At 66.5% G+C, this 14,456-nt stretch carries 10 protein-coding genes; 5 read left to right on the forward strand and 5 right to left on the reverse strand.

Translation table 11 applies throughout. The annotated features are described in order from the left end of the window. The first annotated feature begins 87 nt into the window (after window positions 1-87). Window positions 88-1,206, forward strand: coding sequence for an acyltransferase family protein (locus CUJ89_RS27315; RefSeq protein ID WP_114180443.1), 1,119 nt, complete (start codon window positions 88-90; stop codon window positions 1,204-1,206). Window positions 1,207-1,602: 396 nt separating this feature from the next. Here CUJ89_RS27315 and galU read toward each other — a convergent pair whose 3' ends face one another. Further along, window positions 1,603-2,490, reverse strand: coding sequence for a UTP--glucose-1-phosphate uridylyltransferase GalU (gene galU / locus CUJ89_RS27320; protein ID WP_114180444.1), 888 nt, complete (start codon window positions 2,488-2,490; stop codon window positions 1,603-1,605). A 229-nt stretch (window positions 2,491-2,719) separates the two neighbouring features. Then, window positions 2,720-2,863 carry a hypothetical protein gene (locus CUJ89_RS38355; RefSeq protein WP_006479318.1) on the reverse strand — a complete coding sequence of 48 codons (144 nt, stop codon included), beginning with the start codon at window positions 2,861-2,863 and terminating at the stop codon, window positions 2,720-2,722. 217 nt (window positions 2,864-3,080) lie between these two features. Between CUJ89_RS38355 and CUJ89_RS27325 the strand changes: the two genes are divergently transcribed. Next, window positions 3,081-4,256, forward strand: coding sequence for an acyltransferase family protein (locus tag CUJ89_RS27325; protein ID WP_114180445.1), 1,176 nt, complete (start codon window positions 3,081-3,083; stop codon window positions 4,254-4,256). Between the two features lie 359 nt (window positions 4,257-4,615). On the opposite strand, the gene CUJ89_RS27330 is transcribed toward CUJ89_RS27325, so the two are convergent. From CUJ89_RS27330 to CUJ89_RS27340, 3 genes are read right to left on the reverse strand one after another with little or no spacing between them, the layout of a single operon-like run. Continuing rightward, window positions 4,616-7,084 carry a glycosyltransferase family 4 protein gene (locus CUJ89_RS27330; protein WP_201752338.1) on the reverse strand — a complete coding sequence of 823 codons (2,469 nt, stop codon included), beginning with the start codon at window positions 7,082-7,084 and terminating at the stop codon, window positions 4,616-4,618. Then, complete coding sequence (locus tag CUJ89_RS27335; RefSeq protein WP_114180447.1) at window positions 7,081-8,547, reverse strand: flippase; 1,467 nt, start codon at window positions 8,545-8,547, stop codon at window positions 7,081-7,083. The genes CUJ89_RS27330 and CUJ89_RS27335 overlap by 4 nt, the downstream gene beginning before the upstream one ends. A gap of 43 nt (window positions 8,548-8,590) precedes the next feature. Continuing rightward, a complete protein-coding gene (locus CUJ89_RS27340) occupies window positions 8,591-10,783 on the reverse strand; it encodes a hypothetical protein (protein WP_201752414.1) in 2,193 nt (730 codons plus the stop codon). Between the two features lie 492 nt (window positions 10,784-11,275). Here CUJ89_RS27340 and CUJ89_RS27345 point away from each other — a divergent pair, with 492 nt between their 5' ends. From CUJ89_RS27345 to CUJ89_RS27355, 3 genes are read left to right on the forward strand one after another with little or no spacing between them, the layout of a single operon-like run. Continuing rightward, window positions 11,276-12,340, forward strand: coding sequence for an acyltransferase family protein (locus CUJ89_RS27345; RefSeq protein ID WP_114180449.1), 1,065 nt, complete (start codon window positions 11,276-11,278; stop codon window positions 12,338-12,340). Between the two features lie 31 nt (window positions 12,341-12,371). Then, on the forward strand, window positions 12,372-13,418 hold the full coding sequence (gene gmd, locus CUJ89_RS27350) for a GDP-mannose 4,6-dehydratase (protein ID WP_114180450.1): 1,047 nt from the start codon (window positions 12,372-12,374) through the stop codon (window positions 13,416-13,418). Next, a complete protein-coding gene (locus CUJ89_RS27355; protein WP_114180451.1) occupies window positions 13,405-14,367 on the forward strand; it encodes an NAD-dependent epimerase/dehydratase family protein in 963 nt (320 codons plus the stop codon). The genes gmd and CUJ89_RS27355 overlap by 14 nt, the downstream gene beginning before the upstream one ends. Window positions 14,368-14,456: the final 89 nt, after the last annotated feature.

Consider the following 14,456-nt stretch of genomic DNA (forward strand, 5'->3'; position numbering starts at 1 on the left):
AAAACGCCTTCACGTATGTGCCCGAACGCGAATTACGTTCGATATTTGCGCACCTATACTGGCCTCGCTCAATGCCCGGATTCCTCCATGCGCGAAGCCAGATACGTCAAAGGACTCGACGGCCTGCGAGCCCTCGCCGTCATCCTCGTTTTCCTGTCCCACAAGGGCCACGTCCTTGCCGTCGACGTCGGCAAGCTTGGCGTGTGGACGTTTTTCTTCATCAGCGGATTCCTGATCGTCGGCGAGCTGCATCGCAACCGCCACGCGGTCGAGCGCGGCACGATGACGCGCCGCCACGCGCTGGCGCTGTTCCTCGCGAAGCGCGCGCTGCGAATCTTCCCCGTGTACTACCTGCTGCTCGCCGCGCTCGCGATCTCGCACGCGCTCGTCTACCAGCGCGGTGTCGATCTCGGCCTCGCGTGGCACGCGGTGTTCCTGTCGAATTACTGGATCGGCGTCGTCAAGGACGGCTGGCCGGGCTCCACGTCGCACTTCTGGAGTCTCGCGGTTGAACAGCAGTTCTATCTGATCGCGCCGCTCGCGCTGCTCGCGGTACCCGCCGCGCGACACGTCGCGCTCGGCATCGCAGCCATCGCGCTGTGCGCGGTCGCGCATCTCGCGCTCTATCTGTCGGACGCGTCGCCGGTGCTGATCTACGCGTTTTCCCCGTGGAATTTCGCGCTGATCGCGCTCGGCGGCGTCGGCGCGATGGCGCTCGCCGATCACGGCCCGGCCGCCGTGCGCCGCGTTCCGCCCGGCTGGCTCGGCGCGGCAGGCGTCGTGTTCTTCCTCGTGCTGCCCGCGTGCACGGCGTTGCCCGATGCGGTCGCGGGGCTCGCGGATCTCGGCCTGTCCGCGTCGCTCGGCGCGCTGATGCTGTGGATCGTCAGCGAACCCGAGCATCCCGTCGTGTCGCTGCTCGACTGGGCGCCGCTCGTCTATCTCGGCACGATCAGCTACGGCTTCTACCTGTTCCACAACCTGATTCCGGCGCGCTTCGGCGTGCTGCCCGCGCGCTTCGCGCACGTGCCGATGCCGGAAATCGTCCGGGACGCGCTGCCCGAGATGCTGCAATTCTCGCTCGCCGTGCTGCTCGCGCACTTGTCCTGGCGTTATCTCGAAAAGCGGCTGCTCGACTTCAAGAAGCCGATCGCCGAGAAGCTGGCTCGGCACTTCGTCGCACGGCCGAGCACGTCGGCGCGTTGAGCGCCACGCAGGCGCGGAAAAGACGGAGCGGGAAATACACGGGAAAGCCGTGATATCGACAGCGTCGAGAAGCTGACGCGCAGCGGCGCTGCGTGATGAACCGACACCGGTGGACCGACGCCAGCACGCGCGTCAATGTGCATCGCGCCAAAGGAACCGCTGATCCGCTCGCCCGGGAGAGCGCTTCGGCACCGGCTTCAGGCGTGGCGCCAGACCGCGCCGGCGCGCCCTGCTCCACACACGGCACCACTCGCCATGCGAACCCGACACGACACGCCGGCCACGCCGACCGCTCGCACCACGATCGCGCACCCGCAAAAGCAAAAATGCCCCGGCGCCTGAGCGGCCGGGGCCAACGGAACAACCACCACCTGAAACGACGGAGCGCGCGGCTGCTTAGGCGACAGCAGCCAGCGCGGGCAAGCAGGTACGCAGGTACGCCTCGAATTCGCGGCTCACTTCCGGATGCTGGAGCGCGAGCTCGACGGTTGCCTTGAGATAGCCGATCTTGCTGCCGCAGTCGAAACGCGTGCCGAAGTAGCGATACGCGAGCACCTGCTCGTTCGCGAGCAGCGACTGGACCGCATCGGTGAGTTGCAGTTCACCGCCTGCACCCGGCTTGAGCTTGCGGAGGTGATCGAAGATCGTCGGCATGAACACGTAGCGGCCGACCACGCCGAGGTTCGACGGCGCATCCTCGGGCGCGGGCTTCTCGATGATGCCCGACAGCTTGATGATGTCCTCTTCCCATTCTCGGCCTTCGACGACGCCGTACGAGCGGCTGTCCTCGCGCGGGATCGTCTCGACCCCGATCACCGAGCTGTGATAGTGGTCGAACACGTCGACGAGCTGCTTGAGCACCGGCTGCTCGCCGTGCAGCAGGTCGTCGGCGAGGATCACCGCGAACGGCTCGCCGTGCACGAGCTTTTCCGCGCACAACACAGCGTGGCCAAGACCGAGCGCTTCCGGCTGGCGCACGTAGAAGCAATTGACGTTGCTCGGCTTGATGCTGCGCACGAGATCGAGCAGCTTGTCCTTGCCGCGCGCCTCGAGTTCGGCTTCGATCTCGTACGACTTGTCGAAGTGATCCTCGATCGCGCGCTTGCTGCGCCCGGTGACGAAGATCATCTCGGTGATACCGGCGTTGATCGCTTCCTCGACCGCGTATTGAATCAGCGGCTTGTCGACGACGGGCAACATTTCCTTCGGGCTCGCCTTCGTAGCCGGGAGGAACCGCGTGCCGAGACCGGCAACGGGGAACACGGCCTTGGTGACTTTCAACATGTTCGCATCCTGATTGCGTTGACTGCGCCGCGTCGACCAGCGACCCGGCGCGATGTTTTTCCGAACGGCATATCGAGAATCGACGGTACTGCCAATTCCACTCCGCTCATTTTCGATATGGACGATTGCCCAATGATTCCAGAAAAAATATAATCCTTTCAACTCGGTCGATATTGCCGGACCGATTGCCGAAGCAGAAACAAATTACCGATTTTCCGGATACAAATTCTTACGATTCGAATTCCTCGATATAGGGCACACCGCCCCGTTCGAGACCCGGGCGAATCGGCTCGTTCTTCAGCGCCTCGCGGTACGCCGACAGCACGGCCATGACCAGCAGTACTGCCGCGCTCGCGATCCAATGCATGTCCATCTTGCCGCTCCTTGCATCAATCATCTGGAGCTTCAAACTATCAGAAAAAAATCGGCAAATAATTTGAGGCGCCTGCGAAACCGCTTTCAGATCCGGATAAAACCATCATGCGGAATACCGTTAATACGCGGCGGTATTTTTTTATTCATTGATCGAATTCTTGCGGATTACGATGGGATCCAGACTTCCCTCCATCCGTCGCAAGGAATCGAATCGCATGCAAGCTTTCAGCGGATCGTCTCTGACCGCGCCGCCCGTCGCCGATCACAAGGAACACGTGATCGACGCGATGCGCGGCTTCGCAGCGCTGCTCGTCGCCTATTTCCATTGCCGCCAGGTCGTCTGGGTCGGCATGCAGAGCTTCCATCACGCTTACGGTCATGCGCTGAACCCGAGCGCGATCGCCGGCTACCTGACCTTCCCGTTCGCGTGGGGCTCGGCCGGCGTGCCGATCTTCTTCGTGATCAGCGGCTACTGCATCCACCGCAACGCGGCGCTCAAGTTCGCGGCCGATCCCGCCTACCGGCTCGACGCGCCGAACTTCTGGGCGCGCCGGTTCGCGCGCATCTACCCGGTGCTGCTCGCCGCGCTGCTGTTCACGCTCGCGCTCGACGCGGTCAGCCTGCAGATCGAGCCCGTCAGCCACAAGATCCGCGACATCGGCATCACGGCGTTCCTCGTGAACCTGTTCTCGCTGCAGGGCGTTGCCGGCTATACGTACGGGTCGAACGGCGCGCTGTGGACGCTGTCGCTCGAAGTACAGTTCTACGCGATCTACCCGCTGCTGTTCGCGCTGCGCCGGCGCATCGGCATGCCGGCCGTCGTGGCCGCGGTCGCGCTCGTCAACGTCGCGTCGGCGTGGCTGCTCGAACGGCACGATCTGCAGTTCTTCACGTCGTACTGGCTGTCCTGGACGATCGGCGCGTGGATCGCCGACGTGCGCGCGCAGCAGGCGCGCGGCGCGGCCGCCGTGCCGTCGCGCGCGTGGTACGTCGCGGCCGCCGTGCTGCTGGCCGCCGGTTGCGGTGCGTTCCACTACGGCCAGTACGGCGCGTTCCAGCTGTGGTCGGCCGGCTTCGCATGCTTCCTGTACCGCGCGCTCGCCCGCCCGCCGCGTCCGACGCCGCCGCTGCGCGTGCTCGGCTGGTTCGGCGACTTCAGCTACTCGCTGTACCTGATCCACCTGCCGCTGTTCGTCTGCCTCGGCTCGGTACTGTTCCACTCCGAACTGCAGTTGTCGATCTGGCCGTCGTTCGCGTTCATGGCCGCCGCGATCCCGGTCGCCTACCTGTTCTACCGGATGTTCGAACGGCCCGCGATGACGTGGTCGGCCAGCTTCAAGCCGACGCGCACCGCCCGCGTCGTCACGCCGGCGCCCGAGCGGGCCGCCTGACCCGGCCGGTCCGATTCCGGAGCCCCCGCGCGGCGTCTCGCTGCGCGGGGGCTTTTTCATGGCCGGAGCGCGGTTGAACGCAGGGTTGAGCGGGATGTGCGGCCCACCGCTATCCGACCGCGCTACGGCCCGCGTTGGCCGCCCCTTGCCGGTTTCCGCCAACACGACTGCCTCGGCGTCGCGTTACCGCTCGCGAGCCGCGCAATCCCGATCGAAACGACGACCGGTCGATCTCGCACCCGACGCGGCACGCGACCACCTGCCCGCCACTCGCCCGAAAGTACACGCGCTGAAAAGCGAAGCCCCCACGCAGCGCCATGCCGCATGGGGGCTCGTTTCCCGCCGGCTCGCGCCGCCGGCTACGACTGCTTCTTCGCCTTCGCGGCCTTCGCCGTATCCGCGAGGATCTTCTCGACCCGCTGCACGTAGGTCTCGGTCCCGAACCGACGCACCGCCGTCGCGCGCCCGCTCGCGACGAGCCGCTCGCGCAGCGCGCCGTCTCGCTTCAGCGTATCCAGCGCATCGGCCAGCGCGGTCGCGTCGCCCGGCTCGCAGAGCAGCCCGTTGTCGCCATCCTCGATGATCTCGACGACACCGCCCGCGCGGGCCGCGACGACCGGCCGGCGCGCGAGCATCCCCTCGACGATCACGCGCCCGAACGGCTCGGGCGTGATCGACGTGTGCGCGACGACGTCGACTGCCGTCATGCACGCGGCCACGTCGCGCTGGAACCCGAGGAAGTGCACACGCTCGTCCATCCCGTGCCGCGCGACGTATTCGTGCAGCTGCGCCGCGTATTCGTCCTCGCCGAACAGCGGCGCGCCGACCAGCACCACGTGCATGTCGGGATGCCGCGCGGCGGCCTCCAGCAGCAGGTGCTGCCCCTTCCAGCGCGCGAGACGGCTGAACGACCCGACCAGCCACGCATCCTTGGGCAACCCGAGGCGCGCGCGCAGCGCGGCCTGGCTGACGCCTTCCAGCGCATCGAACGGCTCGGCCGAAATACCGTTGAACACGACGTCGACGTGCTGCGGCGTGAAGCCCGTCAGCGCGCGGAACGCCTGCGCGGACGCGTCGGAGTTCGCGATCACGCGCGTGACGCCGAGCCGCGCGCAGACCTTGATCGCCAGCAACTGCTTGCTGCCGAAATGGTCGGTGCTGACGATGTCGCGCAGGTGCCAGACCACCGGCTTGCGCGCGAGCCGCCCGGCGAGTGCGGCAACCACCATCGCGCGCTGCGTGTTCGCGTAGATCACCTCGGCGCGGCGCGCGCGCCGCGCGACGTCGCGCACGAGCCGCACGAGCTGTTTCAATGCGCCGGCCGACACGCCGCCCTGCTTGCGCACGCCCGCGAGCGCGCCCTGGTCGACCACGTCGACGCGCGCGCCGATCTCGTCGAGCGCCGCGCGGAACGGGCCGTCGTCGAACAGCAGCACGTCGGCGTTCGCGCGCATGTGCTTCATGATCTCGAGCAGCGACAGTTCGGCGCCGCCGAGCACGCCGCTCTGGTCGAGCACGAGCGTCGCAGGGCCGCGCGCGGCCGGCATCGGCGCGACAGCTGCACCGCGCTGCGCGGTCGAACCGGGCAGCGCTTCCTCCACATAGTCGAGGAAGCGCCGCCGGAACTTGTCGGCGGAAAACCGCTCCGCGTTCGTGCGGCATGCGTTCGGCGTGAAGCGTTGCGGCGCGCGCTCGAAATCGTCGACGGCCGCGACGATCGCGTGCGGCGTCTGCTCGTCGAAGAACAGCCCGGTCGGGTTCGCGTCCGATTGCGGGTCGAGCACGGTTTCGAGCGCGCCGCCCTTGCCGTATGCAATCACCGGCGTGCCGCATGCCTGCGCTTCGACGACCGAGATTCCGAAATCCTCCTCGGCTGCAAACACGAACGCCTTCGCGCGCCGCATCCGGTCGTGCAGCACCGCGAACGGCTGGTAGCCCATGATCTCGACGTTCGGGCCGGCCTTCGCGCGAATCTTCTGCATCTCGGGGCCGTCGCCGATCACGACGAGCTTGCGCTCGGGCATCTTCGAGAATGCCTCGACGATCAGGTCGATCTTCTTGTACGGCACCATCCGCGACGCGGTCAGGTAGAAATCGTCCTTCGCCGCGTTCAGCGAAAACGCGTCGACGTCGACCGGCGGGAAGATCACCGCCGCGTCGCGGTGGTAGACCTTGCGGATGCGCCGCGCGATGAACGCGGAGTTCGCGACGAAGCCGTCCACCGCGTTCGCGGTGCGCGTGTCCCAGTTGCGGATGTAGTGCAGGATCATCCGCGCGAGCAGCGATTTCGGCCCGTGCGTGAGGTTCGACTGCTCCAGATACTGGTGCTGCAGGTCCCATGCATAGCGGATCGGCGAATGCACGTAGCTGATGTGCACCTGGTCCGGCCCCGTCAGCACGCCCTTCGCGACCGCGTGGCTGCTCGAGATCACGAGGTCGTACTCCGACACGTCGAGTTGCTCGATCGCGAGCGGCATCAGCGGCAGGTAGCTGCGGTACTTGGTGCGCGCGAACGGCAGCTTCTGGATGAACGACGTCGTCACCGGTTTGCCGCGCACGAATGCACGGTCGTCGAGAAAGTCGACGAGGCTGAACAGGTCCGCGTCGGGAAAGCACGCGACGATCTGTTCGAGCACACGTTCGGCACCGGCATAGGTGACGAGCCAGTCGTGGACGATTGCCACGCGCAGCGTGCGCGCCGGATGGCGCGCACCGGCCCGCTCGGCCGGCACGGGCCCGCGCAGCGCGGCGGCATTGCCGGCTTCGGCCACGGCAGCATCGGCCGTGGCGAGATTCAATACGGCGTGTTCCGCCAGATCGCGATTCATACGGTTTTCCTCGCATTGAGACGGACAAACAGGTCGCGCACGAGCGCGCGCAGCCCCGGCGTCATCGTGAGCGACCACGCGACGTTCAGTACCAGCACGACCGCGCACATGCCGATCGACTCGCCGAGCCCCGTCCACGCCTGCGCCAGAAACAGGCTCGCGAGCAGGAAGGCAAGGTGCGCCAGCATGTCGAGCACGATCGCGCGCATCCGGATCGCCGACAGGTACAGCAGCACGCCGTAGTCGACGAATGCGCGCGCCGCGACGACCACCGCCGCGCCGATCAGCCCGAAGTGATGAATGCCGAACCACAGGCCGCCGACGAAGAACGGCATTTGGACGAGCCCGGCCATCGCCGCGCGGGCCGGGTTGACCTGCGACTGGATCAGGATCCGCGTGACGCTCGCCTGGCCGACGAGCCATACGCTGATCACCAGCACGCGGCCGACCGGCGCCGAATGCGCGGCCAGGTCGGCGCCGACCCACAACGTGAGGAACGGCGCGAGCGCGAAGATCGCGACGATGCCGACCGGCGTGAACACGCCGTTCAGGAATTCGAGCGACTGGCGCGCGAGCGTATCCGCGTGGTCGCGGCCGACCGCCGACAGGCGCGGAAACAGCGTGCGCACGAGCGCGTTCGGCAGCATGTTCAGGCGCGTGACGAGGTTCTGCGGCACCGTGTAGTAGGTGACGAACTTCGCGCCCATGCCGGCACCGAGCATCACGCGGTCGAGCGTGTCGGCGATCATGCTCGTCGTGCTCGCGATCAGCATCCAGCCGCCGAAGTTGAACAGCCCTTTCGCGGTGCCCCACTGCGGCGGATCGATGCGCCGGATCCCGAGCACCTTGATGCTCGCGTGGCCGAGCATCACCGCCGCGATCAGGCGCGCGACGACTGCCGCGGCGAGCACCGTCTGCAGATTCGGCGCGATCCACCACGCGGCGCCGAGCGGCAGCAACTGGAACAGGAACGTGCCGATCGTCTGGTTCGTGTTGAACACGCCGAACCGTTCGGCGCCGTTGATCGCGCCGGCGAACACCCACGACACGTTCGCCAGCGGAATCGCGAGCGCGAGCCACGGCAGCGCGAGATACACCTCGTGCTGCATCTCGGCCGACACCTTCGTGAAATACGCGGTGTAGACGAACGCGCCGAAATAGATCAGCAGCCCGCCCACGATGCCGGTGCCGAGATTCAGCCAGAACGCGCTCCAGAACACGCGCGCGCTTTCGTCGTCGTTGCCGCTCGCGAGCGCCTTCGAGATGTGATTCTGCGCGGCCATGCTCATCCCGAGATCGAGGATCCCGAAATAGCCGATCAGCGTCCACACGAGGCTGACGACGCCATAGCGTTCGACGCCGAGCGCGTGGATATACGCGGGTACGGTCACCAGCGACACGAAGGTCGGCAGGATCAGCCCGATGAAGTTGATCGAAACGTTCTTGAGTATGCCTTTGTCCATGCTTATGCCTTGTGTGACGGCGACGACGACGGCGCGCCGCCCGTCACGGTTTCCAGCGATACATCAGCACCTTGCCGCGCGCGTCTTCCTCGACGAACACGAGGTATTCGCCGTTTTCGCGCCGGAACGCGCTGATGCCGAACGGCACGTCGACCCAGCCGGATGCCTTGCCGACCTCGGTGCCCGGGCTCATCACGCCCACTTCCTTGCCGGTGTCCTTGTCGTACACGTGGATCTTGCCGACCGGCTCCACGGTGAAGATGTAGCGGCCCTCGACCGTGATCCCGATCAGGTCCAGGATCGGCTTCGCGTCGAGCTGCCACGGCAGCGCGACCGAGTAGCGCACGACCGGCGAGCCGGTCGACCACTTGTCGAAGCGCACCAGCACGCGGCCGACTTCCTTGTTGATGCCCGGCTGCGGCGGTGCTTCGGCCGTATAGCCGGTCACGTACAGCGTGTCCGTCTGCGCGTCGTAGATCGAGCGGCGCAACTGCGTGAACGGCTGCGGCATCGGGTAGGTCGTGACCTTGTCGTACGAGTAGATCGGGTTGCCGGCCTTGTCGACGCCGCCGTACCGGAAACGGTGGATGCCGCGCACGTCGCTCGTGCGCCAGATGTCGCCCTTCGTATCGACCCACCAGCCCCAGCCGCCTGCCTTCGCCTTGCCGGTCGTGTTGATCTCGGCCTCGTCGGCATCGAGACGGCCGTTGCCGTTCGCGTCGCGCCACAGCCAGTCGCCGCCGGGCGGCTTGTTCGGCACCTTGTCGACCGGCCGCGCGCGGCCCGCGATCAGGCCCGACGGAATCGCGACCTCGCCATCGCGCTTCGCGTCGAAGCGGTAGATCTTCAGGTGATCGGCGTACATGTCGGTCAGGTACAGGAACGTGCGGCCATCGACGCGGCGCGCGATCGGCATGCCGGGCCACTGGTCCGTATGGAACACGGGGTCGTCCGGATACTTGAAACGGTTCGACAGGAAGCCGACGTATTTCGAGTCCTGGCCCGGCGGCTTCGACAGGTCGAGCTCGAAGCGCTTGTTGCCCGTGTACACACTGTTCGGCCGCGCGGGGTCGAGCCACGCGCCGTCGACGAACAGCAGCCCCTGCACCTGCCAGCGCTGCTTGCCGTCAGGCGTGTAGCTTTCGAGCACCGCGCCGAGCCCCGCGCCGATCGTGTCGTGGCGCGGCCCGATGCCGTTCATCGACACGTAGACGTTGCCCGCGCGATCGACGCCGACGCCCGTCAGCCCGTTGAAGCGCTGCGGCCCCGGCCGCCCCGGCACGGGGCCTGCGAAAATGCCGCCGCGCTCGCCGAGCGTGCCGGACTGCGCATAGCCCTTGCCGCCTTTCGAGAAGATCAGGATCTGCTGGCGCGGCCCGTTATCCGCGACGAGCACGCGCCCCTTCGTGTCGACTGCCACGTCCACCGCGTCGGTGCCTTCCGGCAGCGCCGGTGCGTCGTCGAGCTTGCGGCCGTCCGCGCGCACGTGCACGAGGTGCGCGGGCCCGTTGATCGTGTCCGTGAGCAGCCACAGCGTGCCGTCGCCCGCCAGCGCGATGCGGCCCGGCTCGTGCGCGCTCCACGTGCCCTTCTTCTGCATCGTCTCGGCGTCGTAGACGTCGACTTCGTCATGCGACGGATTCGTCGCGAACAGCGTCTTGTCGTCGGCCGCGAGGCCACCGACTTCCGCCTTCAGTTCGCCCACTTCCGGCCGCGTGGCGGCCGGCACCTCGTTGAGCATCATGAAGCTCGCGGCCATCCGCGCGCGGCCGGCATCGGCACGCCCGCCCGGCGCCACCTGCGGCGCCGCGCGAAACGGCGCGGGCTGCTTCATGTCGCCGATCGTGCGCCGCGAGATGCCGAACCACTGCTTGCCCTTGTCCGGCCAGATGCCGGGCGACTGAAGGTGGCCGCGCTCGTTGCCGACGCCAATCGCGACATACGCATACTTGCTGTTCACGGCGATCGCGTTGCCGCCGAGGTTGCCCCAGCCGTGCGTGCCGCCGGCGAAGCCGAGCATCTTCCCGTCCTGGTAGACGCTTGCTTCGGCCCCGCTTTCGTCCCAGGGCGCATTCGTATACACCTTGCCTTCAGGCGTCACCGCGATCGCGCGGATATCGATCTGCGTCCAGCTGCCGTCGCCATAGCCGGACGTGTTGCCGATCCACGACGTCGTCGCGGGCAACACCGTTTCGGCCGGTGCGGCGCTCGTCAGCAGCGCCGCGCATACCGTCATGCCAACCAGAATCAGACGTCGCAATGCGCTTCTCCAGACTTGATGCGGAAGCGACCGGCGCCGTCGCGGACTGCCGCCGGCGCACCCTGTCGCTAAATGGGTTTCAAACGTCGCGATGCAGGTTACAAGCAAAAATAATCACAAGAAATTTGGAAATATTTGGGGATGTTTCCGCCTGAAATATCGAACCGGAACAGGCGGGAAAAGGCGCCCGGAAACGGCAATAACGACCGCATTTCACTCATCGTTCCGTAGAAAATGCCGCCTCGCGCCGCCTGTCGCGGCAGCCCGGGCACCCACCTTTCATTCTTCGACCGGAATAATCGGCATTTGAATGTTTGTCGTCAGATAAATGACGCGCGTTTTTTTGCCGATTTCTTTTCCCTAGAATCGTTTTCGATTCGATATTTCATTTAAAGGCATGCATTACGTTCACGCATCGGATGTGCGACACGCCCCGGCCCCCGCCGCGCGTCGCGAAGGAGCGGCGCGATGACGAGCATTTCGCGACCCGCCGACCTGGCCCCGCCACAACACGGCCGCATCGTGCAGCTCGACGGACTGCGCGCGATCGCCGTGGGCGCCGTATTCCTGCAGCACGCGCTGAAGGCGCCGCTGTGGATGGGCGTCGATCTGTTCTTCGTGCTGAGCGGCCTGCTGATCACCGGCATCCTGCTCGAGCGCAAGGCGCGCGGGCAGTCGTACTTCAGCCACTTCTACGCGCGCCGGGTGCGCCGCATCCTGCCGCCGTACGTGCTGCTGCTGGTGGCGTCGACGATCCTGTTCGGCGCGAGCTGGCTGCCGCACTGGCCGTGGTTCGCGTTCTTCTCGACCAATATCGGACTGTCGCTCGGCAGCATCGGCCACGACAGCCTGAACGTGCTGTGGTCGCTCGCTGTCGAGGAGCAGTTCTATATCTTCTGGCCGTTCGTCGTGCTGTGGTGCTCGGAGCGCGCGCTGCTGTGGGTCGCCGCCGCGCTGATCGTCGCCGCGCCGGTGCTGCGCGCGATCGCGACGCCGTGGTTCGATTCGTTCTGGCCGATCTACTACCTGACGCCGTTCCGGATGGACCTGCTCGCGGCCGGCGCGCTGCTCGCGATCGTGCTGCGCCGCGACCGGCGCGCGCTGGAGCCGTTCTATCCGCTCGCGATCGTCGGCGCGCTCGTGTCGCTCGCGATCCTCGGCTGGCTGCACCTGTCGTTCCCGCGCTTTCGCGCCGCGAACACGCCGCTGTCGAATGCGGCGCTCTACAGCATCTCGCTGCTGCTGTGCACGTCGATCGTCGTGATCGCGCTGCGCGGGCGCGGCATCGTACAGCGCGTGCTGACGAACCCGATGCTCGTCTACGTCGGCACCGTCAGCTACACCGTGTACCTGATCCACCTGAGCGTGCTGTATGCGCTGTGGCCGCTGCACCTGAACCGCTTCGTCACGGCCGCGCTCGCACTCGCGATCACGCTCGCCTACGCGACCCTGAGCTGGTACGGCTTCGAACGGCGCCTGACGCGCGGCCCCGCACGCCGCGCACTGCCGGCCGCCGCAAGCACGACCGCCTGATTTTCTCTATCGCTTCGACTAGGACAACGCCATGAGCCAAACTCGCAAAAAGGCCATCATTACCGGGATCTCGGGGCAAGACGGCGCCTACCTGACCAAACTGCTGCTCGACAAGGGCTACGAGGTCACGGGCACCTACCGCCGCACCAGTTCGGTGAATTTCTGGCGCATCGCCGAGCTCGGCGTCGACACGCACCCGAATCTCACGCTTGTCGAGCACGATCTGACCGACGCCGGCTCGAGCCTGCGCCTGCTCGAACGCACGCAGCCCGACGAGCTGTACAACCTGGCCGCGCAGAGCTTCGTCGGCGTGTCGTTCGACCAGCCGACGACCACCGCCGAAGTGACGGGCCTGGGCCCCTTGAACCTTCTCGAGGCGATCCGCGTCGTGAGCCCGAAGACGCGCTTCTACCAGGCGTCGACGTCCGAGATGTTCGGCAAGGTCCAGGCGATCCCGCAAACGGAAACCACCGCGTTCTATCCGCGCAGCCCGTACGGCGTCGCGAAGCTGTACGCGCACTGGATGACCGTGAACTACCGCGAGTCGTATGGCCTGTTCGGCAGCAGCGGGATCCTGTTCAACCATGAATCGCCGCTGCGCGGCCGCGAGTTCGTCACGCGCAAGATCACCGACACCGTCGCGAAGATCAAGCTCGGCAAGGCGACCCGCCTCGAGCTCGGCAACCTCGACGCGAAGCGCGACTGGGGCTTCGCACTCGAATACGTCGAAGGGATGTGGCGGATGCTGCAGGCCGACGAACCCGACACCTACGTGCTCGCGACCAACCGCACCGAGACCGTGCGCGACTTCGTGCGGATGGCATTCGCGGCCGCCGGCTACCAGATCGAATGGACCGGCAAGGGCGAGCAGGAACGCGGCCTCGATGCGTCTACGGGCAACGTGCTCGTCGAAATCAACCCGAAGTTCTACCGCCCCGCCGAGGTCGACCTGCTGATCGGCTGCGCGGACAAGGCTAAAGCCAAGCTCGGCTGGGTGCCGGGGACGACGCTCGAACAACTTTGCCAGATGATGGTCGAAGCGGATTTGACGCGGAATCTTCACCATGACACGTTCTGAAACCGGACGCCCGTCGCGCCGTGCGTTCGTCACGGGCCTGACGGGCTTCACCGGCCGCTACATGGCGGAACGCCTCGCAGCGGCCGGCTACGAAGTCTGGGGCACGGTCGCGCCCGGCGCGCCGCCGTCCGACGATCCGGTGTTCGCGAACTGCACGCTGGTACCCGTCGACCTGCTGGACGCGGATGCCATGCGTGCGGCCGCTTCCGACGCGCGACCCGATGCGGTCGTGCATCTCGCCGCGCGCGCGCATGTCGCGCAGGACGAGCCGTCGCAAACCTATGCGGTCAACATCGTCGGCTCGCGCAACCTGCTGGCCGCACTCGCGGGCCTCGACCGCCGCCCGTCGGCCGTGCTGCTCGCGAGCAGCGCGAACATCTACGGCAATTCGACGGCCGGCGTGCTCGACGAAACCGTCCCGCCCGCCCCCGCGAACGACTACGCGGTCAGCAAGCTTGCGATGGAATATGCGGCGAAGCTGTGGGCCGACCGGCTGCCGATCGTGATCGCGCGGCCGTTCAACTACACGGGTGTCGGCCAGAGCGATGCGTATCTGCTGCCGAAGCTCGTCGCGCACTACGCGCGCAACGCCCCGCGCATCTCGCTCGGCAATCTCGACGTGAGCCGCGATTTCTCCGACGTGCGCGACGTAACGGCCGCCTATCTGAAGTTGGTCGAAACCGCGCTGGCCGGCGAGACATTCAACGTCTGCTCGGAGCGCGCGTATTCGCTGAAGGAAGTGCTGGCGATGCTGTCGCGTATCGCCGGTTACGTGATCGACGTGACGATCGATCCGCGTTTCGTGCGGCACAACGAGGTGAAAAGCCTGAGCGGATCGCGCGACAAGCTGCGTCGCGCGGTGGGCGAACTGCCCGTCACGCCGCTCGACGAAACTTTGCGGTGGATGGTGGATGCGATGCGCGACGCGCCGCACGGGCTCACCGGCTGAACCGGCAGCGCAGGCGCGAACGCGGTGCGCCGGATGGTTTCAAGCAAAAACGACAACGGGCCGCCTGCGCTGCAGGCGGCCCGTTGTCG

The organism is Burkholderia pyrrocinia (assembly GCF_003330765.1).
GTDB lineage: Bacteria > Pseudomonadota > Gammaproteobacteria > Burkholderiales > Burkholderiaceae > Burkholderia > Burkholderia pyrrocinia_B.